We start from the raw sequence: 19,461 nt of genomic DNA on the forward strand, positions 1-19,461 counted from the left end.
CGGCGAGGGGCCCTGCCTGAGCTTGCGAAGGCTGGGAGCCGGTGGGGACTTGCGAGGCTAGGGTGGCGGTGGGGACTAGCTTGAAGACGGCGTCCGATCGTCCGGAATCATCGACCACATCGTAGCGATTCGCACCGCTCCTTCGGGAATCCGCGTGGGATCTTCGAGCTCATATGACCTGATGAGGTCCTGGAATTTGGCCTTGAGATCCGTCCGCTGATCCGGAGTCAAGTACAGCAGATCGCTGGACAACACCATGGCGGCTGCCTCGTTCGCGGCCTCGCCGCGCTGGCGCCGCTCACCGCGGGCGCGGGTGAAGGCGGTGGCCCGACGCCGGAAGGCGTCCAGTTCGAGTTCGACGACGGCGATCTCCGGGCTCGGAGCGTTGCCGCCGGATTTGATGGTGAAGTCCGAACCTGCGGCCTTCCAACGGCGTTCGCGTGCATCGCCCTCGTTGTCCGCAGCAGTCACAATCCCCCATTTCTGGAGGGCCCTGAGGTGGTAGCTCATGGCGCTCGGCGTAAGCCCAGTCTGCGCGGCGAGCTCGGTGGCCGTGCGGCTCAGCTGCGTGGAATACAGCTCCGAGATGACCTCAAGCCGGGCGGCATGCGCAAGCGCACGGATCGCTTTGGGGTCGGTGATCTCCACCGTCTTCTCGGGCCGTTTCCGGCGCTTCGGGGATGCCAGCCCGGTGGGTACCCCATTGTCTTCATTCACCGGAACAGTTTATCCGCCGGTGCCGCCGCAAATGTCCTATCCCGCTGTCCTATGCCGCTGTCCTAAGCAGCGGGAAGCAGGAAACCATCACGGACCAGGTTCCCGACATCGGAGAGCAACCCGGCGCGGAAAGCGTCGTCGTCGAAGTCGTCCCCTCCACCGAGCAGGGCGGCCAAGGCACCGATCAGCTGGCGGACGGACAGCTCGCCGTCACATGCCGACACGAAGCCGGCCAGCTCGGTGCTCAACAGATTCGTCCGGCGCAGCCCCGCACCTTGGCGCAACAAGATGACGCCGGGATGCTCGGCGCCGGGCCGCTGGTGGCGTTCCTCGGTCACGTCGTCGGCCACCACCAAGTGGGCGCCGGAGAGCTCGTGGGCGTCCAGCCAGTCGGCGCGTTCGACCGCGGCGGCAAGGTGCGGACCGATCGGTTGTTCGATGGGGTAGGTGATTTCTTCGAAGCGCGCGGGCGCGGCTCCCGGACGCGGGTCTTCGGGCCGGCGAAGCCAGATCATTCCGAAGCCGATGGCCTCCACGTCGCGGGAAGCGAAATCTTCCAGATAGGCGGCGTAGGCATCACGGTAGAGCTCGCGATCGCGGCCCTCGGAGGCGTCCTGCAGCCAGGTCTCCGCGTACAGCTCGGGGCCAACCTGTTCCCTCTGGATGAACCACGCCTCCGTGCCGGACCCTGCCAGCCACGACGCCGGCCGTTCGCTCCATCCGGCGCCCGCCGGGATCTCCCAGTTGCCGAGCATCTGCGCCGTGCCCCCGGGCGCGAGAACGCCGGGCAGCGTGCGGACGAGGTTGGCGACGATGTCGTCGCCGGGCAGGCCGCCGTCGCGGTAGGTGAACTGATCCGAAGAGTGCTCGCCGGCACTTCGCGGGGTAATGACGAAAGGCGGATTGGACACCACCAGATCGAAAGTCTCAGCTGCGACGGGTTCCAGGAGCGAGCCTAGCCGCAAGCTCACCCGGGACTCGAGATCGGACGGGTCAAGGTGCAGGACCTCGGCATTGAGCATCAGATTAAAACGGGTGAACGCGAGGGCCCGCTCGGAGATGTCCGTGGCCGTGACGTGCTCGCTGTGGTGCAGGAGGTGGAAAGTCTGGATTCCACAGCCCGTGCCGAGGTCCAGGGCGCGTTTCGAGTGCCGCCGGATGGTGGTCTGGACAAGCGTGGTGGAGGCCTGCCCGATGCCCAGCACATGGTCATGCCGGAGCACGCCGGGCTGCTGATGGGCGGCGAGATCGCTGGAAACCCACAGTTCAGCGCCGCCGCTCCCATCCTCATTCGAATCCCAGCCGTACGGCCGCAGATCCACTTTGGCGGCGACAGCACCGCCGTCGTTCTTCTCCACCAGGCCAAGCTCCACCAGACCCGAGGTGCGGACGCGCGGCAGGGCGGCGTCGACGTCGCCTTCAGTTTGCGGGACAGCGAGAAGCCACAAGCGCACGACGACGGCGAGCGCCGCCTTCGCGCGGTCCGTCGCCGGATCTCCGGTGAAGGCAGCCGGTTCGGTGATGATCAGTGCAGGGATGAGCTGATCCCGGGCGAGGGCCGCATGGGCGGACTCTCCCAGAAGTCCTGCCACTCCGTCCACGGTGTAGCCAACGTTTCGCAGGTCGTCGGCGAGCGCTGTGAGCAGCTCTGGAAGGTCGCTGCGGGGAGCGTCGGGGGTTTTCGGGGTGGTCCCAAAGATGGTGGGCGTTGCGGGATCAGTCACCGTGCAAGTCTATTGGGGCCCGGTGCCGGCGCCTGCGTCGGCGGGGAGGCTTTCGAGCAGGTAGCGTTGAATCATGGTATTTCACCCCTCCATTTGGCGACGCGCTGCACTCCTGCTCATTGGCGCAGGCACCCTGGCAGTGACGGCGTGCTCCTCCGGAGGGTCTGTCTCCAACGCCGACGTCCCCGCGTGGAAGGCGACAACCATGCCTTCGGCGGCCGGGGTAGTCGTGGAGGACTCCGGGAAAATCCCGAACCGCGACCCCTTGGTCAAGAGCTTCGCCGGCGTCGCTGCGGGAAGCTACGTCTTGACTGTGGCGTGCGACGGCGGCGGCAAGGCATTCTTCGACGTTTCCTCGGCCGGTACGCGGATCACCGTGGCCGGGGCGGCGTGCAATGGCAGCCGCGAAACGTCCCGCATCAAGGTTCCCTCGACCGGTCCGCTGAGCATCAGCGCAAGCAGCGTGGATGCGCCTGTCATCTACGCGTACCAACTGGTACCGGCTTCGTAACAGTCCCCTCGTCCTCGGTTGAAGCCGGGCGTAGAGTCGGATTATGGGGTGGGCACGCGCCCTGAAGGTACCGACGAGGCGGTCGGCGATTCCCGCCGTCGTGCTTTGGGGTGTGCTCGCGTGCGGCACCATGGCGTCGTGCGAATACACCTACGACGACGGCCGTGCACCGGCGAGCACTGCGCCGTCGGCGGTCATCACGGATCCGGTGCTGACCCGCGACCCGGCGCTGGGACAGACCGTCACGGGCGACGCGCTGAAGGCTTGGGCGCAGGACGTGCTTCCAGACGTGAACGGGCTGTCCTTCTATAGCAGCCTCGGCCTGCTGTCGGCTGGAGAATCCCGCGACGAAGAGACCACCCAGCTTCCCGGGGGAACGCATGCGGTGACGCTGGCGTGCCGTGGTGCCCGCAGCGCCGAATTCACTGTGCGAAACGGGAGCGAAGTCCTCATCGAATTGATGCTGCGGTGCGGCACCACACGGGTCAAGGTCCTGCAGCTGCAGACCGACGCCGTCCTGGGTATCACGATCACCGCCAACGCACCGGCGAACTTCGCGTACCGGGTGAGCCGGATCTAATGACCGGACCTAGGCTGCGCAGCCTTCCGGGCAACGCAACGTTTCCGGGCTCGAGGCACATTCGGCGCAATACAGTGTGAGGTTGCGGCAGCTCAGATTGGAGCAATTTTCAAACTTGTTGGTGGGCGCCTGGCAGCGGACGCATTGGCCGATGGTCTTGGCTTCCTCGCTGAATTCCATGTGCATGCGCTTGTCGAAAACGTACAGGGAGCCTTCCCACAGGCCCTGGTCCTTGTAGGTTTCGCCGTACCGGACAATCCCGCCGTCGAGTTGGTAAACCTCCTTGAAACCACGGTTCACCATGAGGCTGGAAAGGACTTCGCAACGGATTCCGCCCGTGCAGTAGGTGACCACGGGCTGGTCCTTGAGGTCGTCGTATTTTCCCGAGTCGAGTTCCTTGATGAAGTCGTGTGTAGTGGCGACGTCGGGAACAATTGCGTCCTTGAACCTGCCGATCTGGGCTTCGAAGGCGTTGCGTCCGTCGAAGAACTTCACATCCTGCCCGGCTGCCTTCTTTTCTTCCAGGAGTGCGTGGAGCTCTTCAGGCTGAAGGTGGGTGCCGCCGCCAACGACGCCCTTCTCATCCACCTTCAGTTCGCCGGGGGAACCGAAGGACACGATCTCATCGCGAACCTTGACGCTGAGCCTTGGAAAGTCGGCGGCTCCGCCTTCGGACCATTTGAAGTCGATACCGTGGAAGCCCTTGTATTCCTTGGTGGTCTTCACGTACTGCTTGACGTTGTTCAGTTCCCCGCCAACTGTGGCGTTGATGCCGTCCGGCGAAATAAGGATGCGCCCGGTCAGGCCGAGCTTCTCGCACAGGGCGCGCTGCCACAGCCGAACGGCGTCCGGGTCTGCGATCGGAGTAAAGCCATAGAAGAGCACAATTCTGTTTAAAGCCACGTATTTAAGGGTACTTGGTGGCCCCAAACCCATGTGTTGAGCTGCCGTCCGGCTGCCCAAAGTGTTAATGGAGCTGTTACTGACGCGCCCTGTTGATTCCCAGACCACTGGCATAGTCTCTCTACATGAGTCACGACGCCTTGGTTGAAGACATCGCTGAGCTGCTCGAAGTCTGGGTGGCTGGCTGGTCTGGGTCCCGGAGTTACACAACACGCAAGGAAGGCCGGTTCCCGGCAGCCCTGCGTGCGGACAAAACCGGCGACTGGGAATATTTTGCACACGACCCGTCGGATGCCGAGTTCGCCGAACTCGCTGCCAAGACCACTCAAGCAGACACTCGTATCCTGACGATCCTCACGAACGACGTCGCACGCTATACCCAGTTGGCTCGAGAGAACGGGCTGAACATCACTTCGGATTCCCAGACCATGATGATCGTGGACATGGGAACGCAGGATGCGGAAGACCCGTGGCTCGCGGATGACGACCTCAAGCTCGCGACCTCCGAGAGCAAGGGCGTCCACTACGCGGTGGTCCATGCCGGCGAAAAGGTGGCAGCCAGCGGCCAGGTATTCGTGGTCAGGCAGACAGCGGTGTTCGACAAGATCATCACCGAGCCCGACTTCCAGCGCCGGGGGCTGGGCAGTTTCATCATGAAAGCCCTCACCTCGCAGGCATTTCAACACGATGTTGATAGTGGTCTCCTCCTGGCTTCCTTGGACGGACAGCATCTCTACTCCCACCTGGGGTGGAAGCATGTATGCCAGGTACTCATGATGTCTACCAAGCCAGTCGACGAGACTGACCTGTCTGTGGCGTAATCGACCTTCGTTTCGCGTAGCCGACATTCGGCGCCGGGAGCCGCCCGCAGCAGGTCCGCAGCGACGCCGACAATCATCGGTTTCCGGCGCGGTGACAGAATGTTCAAGTGAACGCAACTGAATCGATGATCTCCCTTCTGGGTAGGAGCCCGGACCCGGAGCAGTTGCGACATGTCCGCACCATTCCCGCGCGCCAGGCGATCCACGAGGCATGGCCGGGCTGGGCCCATCCCGATGTGGTTGCCGCCTACGGAACCTTGGGCATCCACGAACCGTACCGGCACCAGATCGAAGCAGCCGAACTCGCCCACTCGGGCCACAACGTTGTCATTGCCACGGGGACCGCTTCCGGGAAGTCGCTTGCCTATCAGCTGCCTGCCCTCGACGCGATCCACCGTTCCGAGTTGCGGGTGCTGTCCGAGCCGGGCAAGATCCACGACGACGGCGCCGTCACCCTGTATCTCTCTCCCACCAAAGCACTTGCAGCCGACCAGCTGGCAGCGATCCGCGCACTCAAGCTCCCTACGGTCCGGGCGGAAACGTACGACGGCGATACCGAGCAGTCCCAGCGCCGCTGGATCCGCGATCATGCCAACTTCATCCTCGCCAACCCCGACATGCTGCACTTCGGGATCCTGCCCAACCACACGTGGTGGGCCCGATTCTTCCGCAGGCTGCGGTACGTCATCGTGGACGAGGCCCACAGCTACCGTGGGGTGTTCGGGTCCCACGTCGCCAACCTCATGCGGAGGCTCCGGCGAATCTGCGCCTACTACGGTGCTGGCACCTCCTTTCCTGAACCGGTGTTCATTGCGGCGTCGGCAACAGCTTCGGACCCTGGCACGTCCTTTGCCCGGCTCATCGGCACTCCCGTCCGCGAAGTTTCCGAGGACTGTTCCCCGCATGGCTCCACCACGGTGGCTTTTTGGGAACCTGCCCTGACAGAGCTGAAGGGCGAAAACGGGGCAAAATCCCGCAGGACCGCCGTGGCCGAGACCGCGGACTTGCTGGCCAATCTGGTGTCCTCCCGCGTGCGGACCATCGCCTTCATCAAGTCCAGGCGCGGCGCAGAAACAATTTCGTCTATCACCAAGCGCCTCCTCGATGAGGTGGACCCCAGCCTCCCCCAGCGGGTTGCTGCGTACCGTTCCGGCTATCTCCCCGAGGAAAGACGGGCTTTGGAAAAGGCTCTACGTTCCGGCGAGTTGCTTGGCGTCTCCAGCACGTCTGCATTGGAATTGGGTATCGACATTTCCGGGCTCGACGCAGTTCTGGTAGCCGGCTGGCCCGGGACGAGGGCGTCCCTGTTCCAACAGATCGGACGGGCAGGCCGCGCGGGCCAAAACGCCATTGCCGCGTTCGTGGCCAGCGACGATCCCTTGGACACGTACCTCGTCAACCATCCGGAGGCAATCTTTGATGTGTCGGTGGAGGCCACCGTCTTCGATCCCGGAAATCCTTACGTGCTCGGCCCCCATCTGTGCGCGGCGGCGGCCGAGCTCCCGATCGGCACGGCCGAACTTGGCCTGTTTGGGCCCACGTCCGAATCCCTGCTGAATCAGCTGGTGGAACAGGGGTACCTGAGGAAACGGCCCGCGGGCTGGTTCTGGACCCATCCCGAGAGCGCCGCGGCCATGGTGAACCTGCGCGCAGATGGCGGCGGGCCCGTAAGCATCGTGGACTCCGAGACCGGCTCCCTGTTGGGCACCATGGACTCGCCACAGACGCATTACCAGGCGCATACGGGTGCGATCTATGTGCACCAAGGGGACAGCTACTTCGTCGAGGAACTGAACGAAGAGGACCATTGCGTGGTGGTTCGTCGAACCAACCCGGACTACTACACAACAGCACGGGACGTGACCCAAATCGAGGTCCTGCAAACTCTCCGGACCATGGAATGGGGGGATATCGCGGTCCACTTCGGCGAAGTGAAGGTAACAACACAGGTGGTCTCCTTCCAACGTAAGGCACTGATTTCCAATGAGGTTTTGGGGGAAGAACCGCTGGAACTCGGGGCCAGGGATCTCTTCACCAAGGCGGTATGGTTTGTGGTTCACAACCGTTCACTGACTGACGCGGGCCTTGTCGAGGCCCAGTTCCCGGGTGCTCTTCACGCCGCGGAGCACGCAGCCATCGGGCTCCTCCCGCTGGTCGCTTCAAGTGACCGTTGGGATATCGGTGGAGTCTCAACAGCGCTCCACGCCGACACCGGAGTTCCCACGATCTTTGTCTACGACGGACATCCAGGCGGCGCCGGATTTGCCGAGCGTGGCTTCGAGAAAGCCAAAGTGTGGTTGACCGCCACAAGGGACGCCATCAAAGCATGCGAGTGTGACACCGGCTGCCCTTCCTGCGTCCAGTCCCCCAAATGTGGCAACAAGAACAATCCGCTGGACAAGGACGCCGCGGTCACCCTGATCAATGTGCTCCTGCGGGACGCGGTCTAAGGCGGGTATCGGGCTGCTCTGGGACGGCTCTAGGGCGGCGGCCCAGCCCGAGAGCGGCCGGTCGCTGTCCCGAAGGCTGCGCCGCGGACCAGCTCAGTGCGGATCTCCACGATCCCGCCTCCGCCCACTGTGCAAGCCGACAACAAAGCTCCGTGCCGCGCGGCCGTTTCGCTGGCGACCACGCAAGGATTCCCGGTTGTCAGGCCGCGGGCCGCATCAGCTCCCGCGAGCGCGGCGAGATCGGCGGCAGATGCTGCGCGGTGGGCCATCGCCATGGCCTGGGCCAGTGTGAACGCCGCCGCCATGCAGATCATGACAACAAGGCCAAGGGCAACGGCCAGGATGGTTCCCGAGCCGTGTTCCGCAACGCGACGACCATTGTCCACGCGAGCGCCATGTGCCCTCACGCCGCGCTTCGCCCCGCCACAACCGGCACCCGCGCGGGCGCTACCAGCCCTCATGCTGCGACTTCTTCCACAGTGGCTTGGAGCCCCGCCATCGGCACAGCACCTTTGAAGTCCACAACGCCCCCTCCGACGGCGAGGAGGGGCATATTGGCCGCCGACGACTGCGGGGCCTCTCCCCTTGCCGACGCCGTCGCCGAAAGCCTCCACGGGATGAGGGAGCCCAACGGGCCGACGACCCGGGCGGACACTGTGACCTTGATCCATTCGCCGTCTTCCGCAACGACAGCCGAGGCGGTATCTCCTGCCAGCCTTCGAACGATTCCGTCCACGGCCGCGTGGCCATCTCCGCGGGCGAGGGCCCTGGCTCCTGCTCTAGCCGCCTCTTCCAAGCGAAGCTGCGTAATTCCAGCGGCCGATCCTGCCAAAAGTAAGGCCAAAAGAAGTAGGACAGCGGGTAGGGCTACGGCGAATTCCGCGGTGACGGCACCGTTGTCCCTCCCAGGGAAAACCTCTCGCCGGCGGTCCCTCCGCGGGCCATGAAGCTTCTCCGCCGGAGGAGGCCGTCTGATCGAAGGAGGCCACTGCCGCACGACTCCGCAGCGCTTAGCGAGCCCCCAAGCCGATGCCCGCGGACGCACCGAACTCTCAGCGCAGCGCTTTGAACCCCGCCGCGGTGTCATGGCAGGGAAAGTGCGCCGCGAATGAGGTTGAGGAGGAAGCCACGTACTTCCTCGCTGCGAAGGATGACCACCAAGAGCCCGGCGAAGCCCACTGCGGCAAGCGTGGCGATGGCATACTCGGCGGTTGCCATGCCAAGCTCGGACCCCATGAGCCGCTTCTTCGACCGTTTCGCTGCGGAAGTATCGTCGTTGGACCGTGCACGGCCTGTTTCAGCTTTGGAACGCAGGTGGATCGGCGAGCGAACGGGCTTGCTTCCCGGCGAGCCCGGGAACAGTTCAAGGACCTCGGCCACCGGCCGAGAAGGGGCTGCCTGGGCGAGGGCCAGAGCGGCTTTGGGGGTATCGACGGTTGCGTTCATTTCAGTTCCCTTCTGCTTGCCGGCTTGGCTGCCGGCTGTACTTCGACTCTTCCGTTGGCATTTGGGCTTCAAAAGGCCCCAAGTCTCCTAAGTGGAAAACTCGCTCCTGAACGTCCCTGTGGAGGGAAACTTGTTTGTGTGGAGGGAAACTGGCCTGCGTGGAGCGAAACTCACGCCGCCTCGGGCCCGCGGCCGGCTATCCCCCGGACGGAAGCATTGCCAACAACACCGGGACGACACCAAGACAGATGAAGGCGGGCAAGGAACACAGACCCAGTGGAATCACGAGTTTCACTCCGAGCGCGGCAGCGCGCTTTTCCGCCATCCTGAACTGTTCGCGCCGCAGGCGTGCTGCCTGAGCATAAAGGATGGCCGAGGATGGCGCGCCTGTCAGGGCGGCGAAAGCGAGCGCGTCCTTGAGCTTGCACGCTTCAGCGCACTGCTGGCCCGAACTCCGCCACGCCGTTTCCCAGTCCGTTCCGATGTCCAGGGCTGCAACCACGATTCGCAGGGAGCGGCTGAGCTGCGGGGACGCGCATCCGGCGATCAACTCAAGGGACCGTCCGAGCCCCGCCCCTGAGTCGAGCATGGCAGCCACCAATTCAAGGATCATGGGGACATTGCGCAAGCCTTCCTGCCCCTCCGGATTACGGAGAGAGCCCACGGCCTCGCCCCTGCGGACGTTCTTCAGCGGGCCGTTGCTCCCGGGCGTGCCGCGAAGCATCCGCAAGGCTGTGCGCCGCCGAGTTCTTCCCTGATGCGCCAGCCCGAGGAGTGCTGCGACGATCAACACCATGGACACTGCGATGGCAGGGAAAGCCGAGACCATCAGTCAATGCCCACCGCGGCGTGCACCAATCGCGATGACCAGATTCTGCCGGTGACGGTCAGCACGCCCCCAGCCGCGAGCGCTGCCAATCCGACACCGTTGGCCAACAGGATCCCCACGGGATCCACACCAAGCATCATGCCCAGCCCCAAGCCGAACACCGGCAACCACGTCAGAAGGCGCACAGTGGCTTTCGGGCCGGCCAAGGCGGTCTGCCGGGCATCACCGGCGTCGTCCTCGGCCTCAAGCTGGGCGGCGAACCGCGTCAGCACGTCGGCTAACGGACAACCACTCGCCTCGGCAACGTCCAAGCAGGCGGCAAGTTCTCGCCAGATTCGGCGTTCCGCGGGATTCCCGTCCTTAAGATCCTTCGACGACGACGTTCTGATCGCTTCGGCGACCGACGCCCCGATCATCGAGGCCGCCCGCGCTGCCGCGAGAACTTGAAGAGACCCGGACGACAGCTTGGGCAATCCCGGGTCATTCCCTCGCGCCGTGAGGACCTCGGAGTCGCCCTGACCAACGCGGTGATCCCTGCCTCCATGCACCATCCAGAGTTCCTCCCAGAGCCTCGAACGGCCTCCCCGAAGGAGAGCGGCCAACTGCTGTACGAGTACTGTGAGCGGCAATGTATCCGCGCGAGAGCGTCTCCGCGGCATACGCGCGGCGGCCCCAGCCACAGCCAAAGGCCCAGCCGAAGGAGCACGAGGCAGAGCGCGCACTACCCGTTTGCCAAGTCGCCGGGACGGTTGGAAGATCACCCACGCAGCGGCTGCAAGGACGAGAATGAGGAATCCGCTCACGCGACCGCTCCAAGGTGATCTGCGAGGGAAATCGGTCCCCGCGGTCCGCTCGGCCCCTGGGGCCCGGCCGGCTCCTTATTCCCAGCCAACCCCTGCCGCCCGGGCAACTCGGCAGAAGCCTGGGACCCAGGCAGGAGCCCAGGGTCCAGCTCAAGGCGCGCTGCGAGGTCCCTCCACGCGGGACCGGCAACGGCGGCACCGGCCCGCAGTTCAACAGCAGGAACGATAGATTGGGCGGATCCGTCCTCCGCCAACCATCCAATGCAGGAAACTCTTCTGCCGGCAGGCGTTCGCTCGACGTGGACCACTGCGTCCAATGCCGTTGAAAGCTGCAGTTGAACGGCTTCCCGGCTCAAGCCTGCGAGCGCGCCCAAGGCCACGAGCCTGGCCGGGACTGCGGCGGCAGTGTTGGCGTGGATTGTGCCGCCGCCACCTGTATGGCCGGTATTGAGTGCCGTCAACAGCTCGCGGACTTCGGCACCGCGACACTCACCCACTATCAACCGGTCCGGCCGCATCCGCAGCGCCTGCCGAACGAGTTCTCCAAGGTCGAGTGCGCCGCAGCCTTCAAGGTTTCCGTGCCTGGATTCAAGGGACACTACGTGGGGGTGTACCGGGTTCAGCTCCGAAGCGTCTTCAATCAGGACAAGCCGATCATGGGGGCTACTCAAGCCGAGCATCGTGGACAGCAATGTGGTCTTCCCGGAACCGGTGGCACCACTGATCAGGAAGCTCAACCGGCGGTCAACCATGGCCTGCAGCACCTGTTGGACGGGTGCCCCAAACATGCCTCCTGCACGCAGCTCGTCCATGGAGAAAACCTCCTCGCGCCGAATCCGCACGGACAACAAGGTTCCGGCGGTGGAAATCGGAGGCAATACGGCGTGTACCCGGTATCCACCGTCGAGGCGGACATCGACGCACGGCGAACCGTCGTCCAAGCGACGCCCACCGGCCGCCACAAGCCGGGAGGCCAAAGCACGGATCTGAGGTTCGCCGTCGAAGTGCAGCTGGGCCCGTTCCAGCCCCTTGCCGCGGTCGAACCAAACCGAGTCCGGGCCATTCACGAAGATGTCCGTCACTGAGGCATCGCGTGCAAGCTGTTGGAGAGGTCCCAATCCGCTCAGTTCGGCGCTGATCGAATCGACGGCGGCAAGCGCCCCCGCGGTTCCGAGTAGCCTCCCCGTGGCATGGACGGCGGCTGCCACGCGCGAGGGAGTGACGGGTCCGGCGTCCGCCATCACGGTTTCCCGGACGGTTTCAAGGAGGGCCGAGTCCAAGAGCCTGGTCTTGCGTCGGCGCTCGCCGCTTGGGAATGCAGGGGCACTCATACTGCTCCGTCGTCGAGTAGTTGAAGGACGGATTCCGCAAAGCGACGCACGGCCTTGCGCTTACCGAATTCCAGAAGGCGTCCGAGCTCAGCCGCCCGAGAGGTACCGCGGAGTTCGGGAAGCACGCCGTGAAGGGGCAGTCCAAGCGATTCGGCGATGAGGGGTCCGTCCAGGGCCGAACCGGCATTTCCGCGGATCACCAAGGCTGCGTCCACGGGCGGCAGCTCCTGGAGAAGCCTGGCCGCCGCGACTGCTGCGCGGAGTTGGGCCGGTGCCACAAGAAGGATCCTGTCGCAGTCCCAGGCGAAGCTGCCAAGCGATTCTGTTCCGCGGCCGATATCGACAATAATCAGCTCAAATCCCCGCCTCGCCGCATCAAGGACAGCCGCGACGGCGCCGGGCTCCACTTCCAGGGAACGGTCGCGACTGCCCGGCCAAGACAGGAAGGAGAATCCTCCCGCCATAGGCAGCGAGTCGCCTAGCTGCCCGGTGCCGATGCTGCCGCTGGCACCTGCAAGATCGGGCCAGCGCAACCCTGGCGCATCTTCAGCGGCGAGGCAAAGCTCGAGGCCCCCTCCCCGGGGATCGCCATCAACCAGCAGCGTCCGCACGCCGTGGATAGCCGCTTCCTGAGCCAGCCAGACCGCAGCCGTGGACGCGCCCGCACCGCCGCATCCTCCTGTCACCCCGAGCACGAGTCCTCCGGGGTCCGGATCGTGGGACCTACCGAGGTGCTCCGCCAACCAGGCTGCAGCTTCCGGTAATACGGCCACGCGTTCGGCCCCCAGCGCCGCTCCTAATTGCCACAAAGTGTCCCCTTCACCGTTGAGGCCTAGCAAGACGGAGGGTGCACGACGACGGGGCGGCAGTTCGCGGACATCGCTGCCAAGAAGCACCATCGCCGCGGTGTCCCACATGGGCAAGGCACTGGAGGAATCGACGACTGTCCGGAGACTTGCACCCACGGCGGCCGCGATCCTTTCTGTTTCAGCTTGCAGCCGGATGTTTCCTGTCACCAAAAGGACTTCGCCGGAGCTGGCAGGAAGCCACGGCCCTCCAGACGCCGGTTCTGGCCCCGGTCCGGACCCAGGACCGGATCTTTCGGGCCGGGGGCGGCCACGTTGAAGTGCCGTTGGGCCGTGCGCGCCGCGACGCCCGGCCCGCACCCCGGCACCAGCGCTGGCTCCCGTGCCAGCGCCGTCAGGGTCGAACCCGCTTCCACCGCTGTTGAGGTACCGCTTGAGATGTTGCCCGCTCATGAAGCCACTCTCTCCGCTTTGTCGCGGGCATTGAAGGCCCGTATCGGCGTATGTGGATAAGCAACCACAACAACCCCTGTGGAGGACGAGTACGCAGCCCCGACGGAAGCGTTGCGGACGGCAGCGCCGACGGAAGCGTTGCGGACGGAAGCGTTGCCGACGGAAGCAGCATCGACGGAAGCGTTGCCGACCGAAGCAGCGCGAAAGCATCGCGGACGGCAGCTGTCCGCAAAGTGCAAGGTTCCACGGAATCACAGGGCAGAATTGTCAGCATGTACCTGCTGCTCGCCGCCCATCCAGACGGCGCAGCTATTCAGGAAAGCGATGCGGCCGGGGTAGCCGTGGCGGAGCCGCGCCTCGTACGAAAGGCCGATCTCGCCGGCGTCGTAAGCGTGTTGGAGAAGAGCCGTCCGCGCTGGGTCTGGAACCGGACGCAGGATTGGTACCCGGCGATGCTTCAGTCCGGGGTGGAACTGGAGCGTTGCCATGACCTCACGCTCTGCCGCGCCATCCTGGTCCATTCTGAGTTCACGGCTCACACGGACTATGCCCGCAGCGCGGAAAAGCTCACGCAAGACGACGAAATGCCGGTTCCGCCGCGTGTCCTCCAGCCTCCCCCACCCCCCGCCGAGCAAGACGCGCTCTTCGACGACCTGGTCCCGCGCATCACCCAGCCCGGCCTGAACGAAATCCGCGCAGAGTTTGCAGCCCAGCAACACGCGCTCGGCCAGGCCTCCAAGGAAGAAGGCCGGCAGCACCGCTTGAAACTGCTGCTGGCTGCGGAATCCGCCGGCGCCATGATTGCCGCCGAAATGCAGTTCACGGGTGTGCCCTGGCAGCAGACGTTGCACGAAGAAATCCTGGAAGGCCACCTGGGTCCCCGGCCTCCATCCGGCCACCGGCCAGCCAGGCTGGAGGCGCTCTGCAATGAGCTTCGCGGGATTCTCCAGTCTCCGAAGCTGAATCCGGATTCACCCCAGGACCTCATGCGTGCCCTGCACCGGAACGGGATCGAAGTAAAAACCACTCGCCAGTGGGAACTCAAGGAATCGAAGCATCCGGCCATCGAGCCACTCCTGGAATACAAGAAGCTCTCGCGCTTGTTCGCTGCCAACGGCTGGTCGTGGCTGGACGCGTGGGTGAGCGAAGGACGGTTCCGTCCCGAGTACGTGGTGGGGGGCGTGGTTTCCGGCCGTTGGGCGTCCAGGGGAGGCGGGGCGTTGCAGATCCCCCGCCAGATTCGGGGCGCGGTGCACGCCGACCCGGGGCACAAATTGATCGTCGCAGACGCCTCCCAGCTCGAGCCCCGGGTTCTCGTGGCGCTGGCGCAGGACTCGAAGATGGCCGAGGCCGCGCGGGACAAGGACTTGTACGCCGGCATCGCCGCGCAGGGCTTCGGCGGCGACCGTTCAAAGGCCAAGATCGCCCTGCTGGGTGCAATTTACGGCGCTACCACGGGAGAATCCGGGCGCCTCATGCCTCAGCTGACGCGCACTTATCCCAAGGCAGTCGGCTTCGTCGAACAGGCAGCCCGCGACGGCGAAGGCGGCCGCACCGTGACCTCAAGGTTGGGCCGTAGCAGCCCACCGCCGTCGGCACGCTGGATCCGCAGCCAGCAATCCACGACGGCGGAAGAACAGCGGCGCGCGGACAGCATCGCCCGCTCGCGGGGGCGTTTCACGCGAAACTTTGTGGTGCAAGGTTCCGCGGCGGACTGGGCGTCGTGCTGGCTTGCCGAACTTCGACGGCGGCTGCGCACCGCGCGTGCCGATGGCCTGCCTGCCGGGGAACTCGTGTTCTTCCTGCACGACGAAGTCATGGTCCACGCGCCTACCGAGTCGGTAGAAGCGTGCATCAATGCCATCGAGGAGGCCGCAGCCGCCGCGAAGGAACTGTTGTTCGGGCGGGTTCCTGTGGAGTTTCCGGTGAGTATCGCCGTCGTCGATTCTTACGACAAAGCGAAGTGAGCGGCGCTATTGCCCCGGGCGCAACAGCAGAGGACGATTGCCCCGTGGGAAACAAAGGCCGCGCGTCATTGGCTGCATACATCGCCTTCCAACTGACAGAGCTGGAGGGCCAATTGCCGCTGATCGCAGCGGCTGATCCGGAAGCCGTGCACAACGCCAGGCTTGCCCTTCGCCGGCTCCGTTCAGTGCTCAGCTGTTATCGCGGCATGATCCCGAAACTCCCCCGGCCTGCCCGCGAGGAAGTCAGTTGGCTGGCAACTTCGCTCGGCGAGTCCAGGGATGCCTATGTCCTGGCGCAGAGGATACGGCTATCCCTTGACACAAAGGATTCCTGGAAGAGCCCCGAGGCCGTGCGCCTGGCCTTGGAGGAACTGGAAGGGTCAAGCGCCCGGCTGGCGGCTGCCCTGGGCGGGCACAAGCGCAGCAAGCGTACGGTGCGGGCTGCAAGGGCTGCGCTATTGGAAGTCCCTGCTGCCAGGGAATACAAACACCCGACAGCGGACCTTGCGGAGCGCCTGCAGGCACGGTGGGAGCGTTTGCAGCACAGCCTCGCTGAGCAGGCGGGCAGCAGCGACCCGGAGGTGCGCAACGCTGCGCTCCACCAGGCTCGCAAAGACGTCAAGTGCCTCCGTTACTCGGTGGAGGCAGTGGCTGACGCCTTCAGCCATCATGCTTACGGAGTGATCCAGCCGGCGATCGGCTTGCAACGGTTGTTGGGTGAGCAGCATGACGCCGTCGTGGCCGGCGAATGGATCAGGGAGCTGGCAAAAACCCCCGGCATTGACGCGGAAGATGTCCAAAGGCTGGAATCGATGGAAGTCCGGCGGCGACTCAACGCGGAGGAAGAGTTCCGGATGGCGATCGCCGAATACCCTGTGCCGGCGCCGAGGCGCGCACTGATCTTTTGAAGTTCGGAACCATAGCCGCAGGCGGGCTCGAAAGCGAGTCATATGGCGGAAACGAACCCTGCATGACCCGGGCAAGTAATGTACCCCGAAGTAACTTCAGCCCTCCTCTTCCTTCTGGATAGTCTCGTCTCATGGCGTTCGAAGTGAGGAGCGCCACAGTGCAAAGACGCACTCACTGTGCAAGTCACTCAGCGATGCAGCATTCAAGGGGGAACAGCAACGATGGCTGGACGATTCGAAATTCTCAGAGACGGCGAAAATGGCTACCGGTTTCGTCTCACGGCAGCCGATGGAACCCTGGTGGCGGAATCGCCGCGGTTCAATCACCTGAAAGCCGTAGTGGCCGGCATTAACGCCGTGCGGGAAAATGCAGCCACGGGCATCGTCGTGGATCACTCACAACCAGCCCGACGCGCAGCTTAGCGAGGCGGCGGCGCAGCGGGCCTGCAAGCAGAACGCCGGCGCGGGCTAAATCTCGATCTCAAGCAGGCGCTCCGCGTCCCACGGGACGGTCCACCCCAAGGCGTCGAACAGGCCGCTAAGCACCATCCCGGTGAAACCCCAGACCACGAGTTCGTTGACCTGGAAGACCGGGCTTGAGAATGTCCGGCCGAGTCGCGTGAGCGTCCCGGTGTATCGGTTGCCGGGATCCAAGAGGTCACGCACCGGAACCCGGAACACTTGGGCGGATTCGGCGTAGTCCACCACCCTGACAGGCGAGGGCGACGCCCACCAAGCCAAGACCGGAGTGACCACAAAATTGCTGCGGATCAGGCCGAGTTCCGGCATGACACCCAGCACCTGCACGCCCCCGCTGTCCAGGCCGGTCTCCTCCACCGCTTCCCTGAGGGCTGCCGCTACGGCTGACTCATCCCCGGGATCGATACTGCCACCGGGGAACGCCACCTGTCCCGGATGATCGTCCAGGGTGTGGGCGCGTTCCAGAAGCAACACGTCCAAGTCCGCCGGGGCCACGGGTTTCCCGGAGTGGGCGGGGACGTCGTCCAAGACGCCGAAGAGCATGAGCACGGCCGCTTTTCGCGCCTTGTCCGGATCTACGGTTGCAGCGGCAATCCGCGGATCAGGGCCGGGATGCAGGCCGGAATCAATCCTGGTGATCAGGCAGACTAAGTCCTCGAGCGCGGTCATCCCGGTCTCCTTTGTGATTCCATCCGGATCTCGGCAGCGCGGTGGGTCTCGGCAAGCAGCTTTGCCAGAAGCGCTTCGTTGCCCGGCGCCAGTTCATATTTGAGCAACTTCGCGGCTTTGACGGGATCCTTTTCGCCTTCGCCGTAACTCGGGCACCAATTGGCCACCGCACATGCTCCGCACGCCGGCCGGCGCGCATGGCAAACCCTGCGCCCGTGGAAAACCACGCGGTGGGACAGCATGGTCCAGTCCTTGGGCTCGAACAGCTCCGCGACATCGAACTCGATCTTCACAGGATCCTCGGACGTCGTCCAGCCAAACCTGCGCGCCAGCCTGCCAAAATGCGTGTCCACAGTGATTCCAGGAACGCCGAACGCATTGCCTAGCACCACATTTGCCGTTTTGCGCCCGACGCCGGGAAGCGTCACCAGATCTTCCAGCCGGCCGGGAACCTCGCCGTCGAACTCGTCCACCAAGCGCGTGCTGAGCGCCAGGACGTTCTTCGCCTTGGCACGGAAGAAACCTGTGGGCTGCAGGATCGCCTCCAGCTCGGCAAGCTCCGCCTCCGCCATGCTCCGGGCGTCCGGATAGCGTGCGAACAGGATCTTGGTGACCTGGTTGACCAGCACATCCGTGGTCTGGGCCGACAGCACGGTGGCCACTACCAGCTCGAACGGGTTCCGGAAATCAAGCTCAGCGTGGGCGTAAGGATAGAGCTCGGCAAGCTCTTTGTTGATTTTGCGCGCACGCCGCTTCAAAGCCAGCGGGGTTTCGACGACGGTGTCCACGGCCGGCCCGGCTAGCCGCGTTCGATGTGGCTGAGATCGCGCAGGACGCCCACTTTGCCGCCAGCATCCTGTACGAGGAATTCCTCGCCGCGGTCTTCGAGGGCCAGGACCCACGCGCCCGGTTCGATGGTGAACGCGGGCATTCCTGTGTGCTCGTCGACAACGACGCGGGGATGGGCCACGGCGAACCAGAATGCCTCGTGCCCGGAGTCGTACTGGGATTCATCCCTTCGCGTGGCTGGATCAACGGTGGCGCCGATGGTCTGGTGCACCCGGGTCTGATCAGGGTTGGCCTCATTGACCGTGCCGATGTGCTGGGTGGCAGGCCCCGCGCCGGCGTCTACGCCTCCGACGATCGGCGTAGCCATGGTGGCAGCAGGCATGTGCCGGGGCTCCTCGGGGGTGGGCGCCGGCGCCCGCTCGGCGTCGGCTACCGGTGCTTCGGCGGGTTCGGCAGGTACGACGGCGGCGGCTTCAGGGGCCGCCACGGGTTCGGGAGCAGCCGCGGGGGCAGCGGCCGTCTCGGCAGGGGCGTCTGCTGGCGCCGGGCTGGATGGCGCATCGCCTGAGGCTCCGAACGACGTCGGGACCGCAGCCGCAGGAGCCCAGCGCGCCGCAGCGGCGGGTACAGAAGTGTCAGGCACGGAAGCGGCGACCGGCGCTACCGGCTCCGGCTTGGGCGGCTTCGGCGCGGCAGGCTTGCGGCTTGGAATGGCCGATTCGCGGGCCACAACGTGCGCGGGCTGTTCGGCCCGGTCCTTGAAATCGTCGCGGAGGAGCGGCAAGTGCGGAGCCAGGACCGTCGCAGCCAGAAGGCCCACCGAGCCGATAAGTCCGACGAGCACGAAAACGGTAAACGCGCCTGCTGCGGACAGGAAGAACAGGGTCAGGGCGAACGACGCCACGACGGAAGCGAACTGGTCAGTCGAGAGGGAGCCGATCCTCACAATGTTCCCGGGCTGCAGGCGCCGGGCAACGAACAAAGCGGCGACAACGAGGGGAAGAATGACGCCCAGTGCAAGGAAGAAGAGGTTATCCAGGTTCCACAGGTTGTAGCGCCCGCCAAACATTGGCAGGAGGGACCCCACAAACATCAGCAAGGTGGAGCCGAAAACGGTCACGTCCCGGATAGTGAACGGACCCAGCACGGCTTGGTACTTCGGGGAGGTCATGCTGCCGGGCTTTGGCGCCCCGGATCCAGCTGCTGCTTCGGGGGCCGATCCGGGCGCCTGCGCGCCGTTCTTCGGACCTAGGCTCGTCTGGTTCATGTGCAAA

20 protein-coding genes are annotated in these 19,461 nt (G+C 64.8%); 7 read left to right on the plus strand and 13 right to left on the minus strand.

What is annotated here, in order from left to right; translation table 11 throughout:
* Positions 1-75 precede the first annotated feature (75 nt).
* Complete coding sequence (locus NFJ07_RS19510; protein ID WP_269997077.1) at positions 76-717, minus strand: ArsR/SmtB family transcription factor; 642 nt, start codon at positions 715-717, stop codon at positions 76-78.
* 62 nt (positions 718-779) lie between these two features.
* Positions 780-2,441: a DUF7059 domain-containing protein gene (locus NFJ07_RS19515; RefSeq protein WP_269997079.1), complete on the minus strand. Its 1,662-nt coding sequence runs from the start codon at positions 2,439-2,441 to the stop codon at positions 780-782.
* Positions 2,442-2,514: 73 nt separating this feature from the next.
* Between NFJ07_RS19515 and NFJ07_RS19520 the strand changes: the two genes are divergently transcribed.
* Both NFJ07_RS19520 and NFJ07_RS19525 read left to right on the plus strand, forming a co-directional pair.
* Positions 2,515-2,952: a hypothetical protein gene (locus NFJ07_RS19520; RefSeq protein ID WP_269997080.1), complete on the plus strand. Its 438-nt coding sequence runs from the start codon at positions 2,515-2,517 to the stop codon at positions 2,950-2,952.
* Between the two features lie 43 nt (positions 2,953-2,995).
* Positions 2,996-3,532: a hypothetical protein gene (locus NFJ07_RS19525; RefSeq protein WP_269997081.1), complete on the plus strand. Its 537-nt coding sequence runs from the start codon at positions 2,996-2,998 to the stop codon at positions 3,530-3,532.
* Positions 3,533-3,541: 9 nt separating this feature from the next.
* On the opposite strand, the gene trhO is transcribed toward NFJ07_RS19525, so the two are convergent.
* Positions 3,542-4,435, minus strand: coding sequence for an oxygen-dependent tRNA uridine(34) hydroxylase TrhO (gene trhO, locus NFJ07_RS19530; protein WP_269997082.1), 894 nt, complete (start codon positions 4,433-4,435; stop codon positions 3,542-3,544).
* A gap of 125 nt (positions 4,436-4,560) precedes the next feature.
* Here trhO and NFJ07_RS19535 point away from each other — a divergent pair, with 125 nt between their 5' ends.
* Entirely contained in the window at positions 4,561-5,256 is a 696-nt protein-coding gene (locus tag NFJ07_RS19535) for a GNAT family N-acetyltransferase (protein ID WP_269997084.1), read from the plus strand.
* Between the two features lie 125 nt (positions 5,257-5,381).
* A complete protein-coding gene (locus NFJ07_RS19540) occupies positions 5,382-7,706 on the plus strand; it encodes a DEAD/DEAH box helicase (protein WP_442865376.1) in 2,325 nt (774 codons plus the stop codon).
* Positions 7,707-7,735: 29 nt separating this feature from the next.
* Here NFJ07_RS19540 and NFJ07_RS19545 read toward each other — a convergent pair whose 3' ends face one another.
* The 7 genes from NFJ07_RS19545 to ssd all read right to left on the minus strand — a co-directional run bounded on the left by NFJ07_RS19545 (position 7,736) and on the right by ssd (position 13,374).
* On the minus strand, positions 7,736-8,167 hold the full coding sequence (locus tag NFJ07_RS19545) for an Rv3654c family TadE-like protein (protein ID WP_333482072.1): 432 nt from the start codon (positions 8,165-8,167) through the stop codon (positions 7,736-7,738).
* A complete protein-coding gene (locus NFJ07_RS19550; RefSeq protein WP_269997088.1) occupies positions 8,164-8,793 on the minus strand; it encodes a TadE family type IV pilus minor pilin in 630 nt (209 codons plus the stop codon). The genes NFJ07_RS19545 and NFJ07_RS19550 overlap by 4 nt, the downstream gene beginning before the upstream one ends.
* Positions 8,790-9,152, minus strand: a complete 363-nt coding sequence (locus NFJ07_RS19555) for a DUF4244 domain-containing protein (RefSeq protein ID WP_269997089.1) — start codon at positions 9,150-9,152, stop codon at positions 8,790-8,792. Before NFJ07_RS19555 ends, NFJ07_RS19550 begins: the two co-directional genes overlap by 4 nt.
* A 196-nt stretch (positions 9,153-9,348) precedes the next feature.
* Positions 9,349-9,981 carry a type II secretion system F family protein gene (locus NFJ07_RS19560; protein ID WP_269997091.1) on the minus strand — a complete coding sequence of 211 codons (633 nt, stop codon included), beginning with the start codon at positions 9,979-9,981 and terminating at the stop codon, positions 9,349-9,351.
* Positions 9,981-10,532: a type II secretion system F family protein gene (locus tag NFJ07_RS19565; protein WP_333482073.1), complete on the minus strand. Its 552-nt coding sequence runs from the start codon at positions 10,530-10,532 to the stop codon at positions 9,981-9,983. Before NFJ07_RS19565 ends, NFJ07_RS19560 begins: the two co-directional genes overlap by 1 nt.
* 248 nt (positions 10,533-10,780) lie before the next feature.
* The gene (locus NFJ07_RS19570; RefSeq protein ID WP_269997093.1) at positions 10,781-12,115 is read right to left on the minus strand and encodes a TadA family conjugal transfer-associated ATPase; all 1,335 of its coding nucleotides are present in this window, start codon (positions 12,113-12,115) and stop codon (positions 10,781-10,783) included.
* Positions 12,112-13,374: a septum site-determining protein Ssd gene (gene ssd / locus NFJ07_RS19575; protein WP_269997095.1), complete on the minus strand. Its 1,263-nt coding sequence runs from the start codon at positions 13,372-13,374 to the stop codon at positions 12,112-12,114. The genes NFJ07_RS19570 and ssd overlap by 4 nt, the downstream gene beginning before the upstream one ends.
* 272 nt (positions 13,375-13,646) lie before the next feature.
* Here ssd and NFJ07_RS19580 point away from each other — a divergent pair, with 272 nt between their 5' ends.
* The 3 genes from NFJ07_RS19580 (at position 13,647) to NFJ07_RS19590 (ending at position 16,672) form a co-directional block, all read left to right on the plus strand.
* Positions 13,647-15,341 carry a bifunctional 3'-5' exonuclease/DNA polymerase gene (locus tag NFJ07_RS19580; RefSeq protein WP_269997158.1) on the plus strand — a complete coding sequence of 565 codons (1,695 nt, stop codon included), beginning with the start codon at positions 13,647-13,649 and terminating at the stop codon, positions 15,339-15,341.
* A gap of 44 nt (positions 15,342-15,385) precedes the next feature.
* The gene (locus tag NFJ07_RS19585; RefSeq protein WP_269997096.1) at positions 15,386-16,249 is read left to right on the plus strand and encodes a CHAD domain-containing protein; all 864 of its coding nucleotides are present in this window, start codon (positions 15,386-15,388) and stop codon (positions 16,247-16,249) included.
* Positions 16,250-16,471: 222 nt separating this feature from the next.
* Complete coding sequence (locus NFJ07_RS19590; RefSeq protein WP_269997097.1) at positions 16,472-16,672, plus strand: YegP family protein; 201 nt, start codon at positions 16,472-16,474, stop codon at positions 16,670-16,672.
* Between the two features lie 45 nt (positions 16,673-16,717).
* Here NFJ07_RS19590 and NFJ07_RS19595 read toward each other — a convergent pair whose 3' ends face one another.
* From NFJ07_RS19595 to NFJ07_RS19605, 3 genes are read right to left on the minus strand one after another with little or no spacing between them, the layout of a single operon-like run.
* Positions 16,718-17,398 (minus strand): NUDIX hydrolase, encoded by a 681-nt coding sequence (locus tag NFJ07_RS19595; RefSeq protein WP_269997099.1) that lies wholly within the window; start codon positions 17,396-17,398, stop codon positions 16,718-16,720.
* Positions 17,395-18,186, minus strand: coding sequence for an endonuclease III (gene nth, locus NFJ07_RS19600; protein WP_269997101.1), 792 nt, complete (start codon positions 18,184-18,186; stop codon positions 17,395-17,397). Before nth ends, NFJ07_RS19595 begins: the two co-directional genes overlap by 4 nt.
* Positions 18,187-18,197: 11 nt before the next feature.
* Complete coding sequence (locus NFJ07_RS19605; protein ID WP_269997102.1) at positions 18,198-19,454, minus strand: hypothetical protein; 1,257 nt, start codon at positions 19,452-19,454, stop codon at positions 18,198-18,200.
* Positions 19,455-19,461: the final 7 nt, after the last annotated feature.

Origin of the sequence: Arthrobacter sp. B2a2-09 (genome assembly GCF_027587375.1) — a bacterium.
GTDB lineage: Bacteria > Actinomycetota > Actinomycetes > Actinomycetales > Micrococcaceae > Arthrobacter.

What these genes read in the sequence shown, in the direction of transcription:
- NFJ07_RS19520 (WP_269997080.1), top strand. Translation starts at nt 2,515, where the DNA reads ATGGTATTTCACCCCTCCATTTGGCGACGCGCTGCACTCCTGCTCATT.
- NFJ07_RS19525 (WP_269997081.1), top strand. Translation starts at nt 2,996, where the DNA reads ATGGGGTGGGCACGCGCCCTGAAGGTACCGACGAGGCGGTCGGCGATT.
- NFJ07_RS19535 (WP_269997084.1), top strand. Translation starts at nt 4,561, where the DNA reads ATGAGTCACGACGCCTTGGTTGAAGACATCGCTGAGCTGCTCGAAGTC.
- NFJ07_RS19540 (WP_442865376.1), top strand. Translation starts at nt 5,382, where the DNA reads ATGATCTCCCTTCTGGGTAGGAGCCCGGACCCGGAGCAGTTGCGACAT.
- NFJ07_RS19545 (WP_333482072.1), bottom strand. Translation starts at nt 8,167, where the DNA reads ATGAGGGCTGGTAGCGCCCGCGCGGGTGCCGGTTGTGGCGGGGCGAAG.
- NFJ07_RS19550 (WP_269997088.1), bottom strand. Translation starts at nt 8,793, where the DNA reads ATGACACCGCGGCGGGGTTCAAAGCGCTGCGCTGAGAGTTCGGTGCGT.
- NFJ07_RS19555 (WP_269997089.1), bottom strand. Translation starts at nt 9,152, where the DNA reads ATGAACGCAACCGTCGATACCCCCAAAGCCGCTCTGGCCCTCGCCCAG.
- NFJ07_RS19560 (WP_269997091.1), bottom strand. Translation starts at nt 9,981, where the DNA reads ATGGTCTCGGCTTTCCCTGCCATCGCAGTGTCCATGGTGTTGATCGTC.
- NFJ07_RS19565 (WP_333482073.1), bottom strand. Translation starts at nt 10,532, where the DNA reads ATGGTGCATGGAGGCAGGGATCACCGCGTTGGTCAGGGCGACTCCGAG.
- NFJ07_RS19570 (WP_269997093.1), bottom strand. Translation starts at nt 12,115, where the DNA reads ATGAGTGCCCCTGCATTCCCAAGCGGCGAGCGCCGACGCAAGACCAGG.
- ssd (WP_269997095.1), bottom strand. Translation starts at nt 13,374, where the DNA reads ATGAGCGGGCAACATCTCAAGCGGTACCTCAACAGCGGTGGAAGCGGG.
- NFJ07_RS19580 (WP_269997158.1), top strand. Translation starts at nt 13,647, where the DNA reads ATGTACCTGCTGCTCGCCGCCCATCCAGACGGCGCAGCTATTCAGGAA.
- NFJ07_RS19590 (WP_269997097.1), top strand. Translation starts at nt 16,472, where the DNA reads ATGGCTGGACGATTCGAAATTCTCAGAGACGGCGAAAATGGCTACCGG.
- NFJ07_RS19595 (WP_269997099.1), bottom strand. Translation starts at nt 17,398, where the DNA reads ATGACCGCGCTCGAGGACTTAGTCTGCCTGATCACCAGGATTGATTCC.
- NFJ07_RS19605 (WP_269997102.1), bottom strand. Translation starts at nt 19,454, where the DNA reads ATGAACCAGACGAGCCTAGGTCCGAAGAACGGCGCGCAGGCGCCCGGA.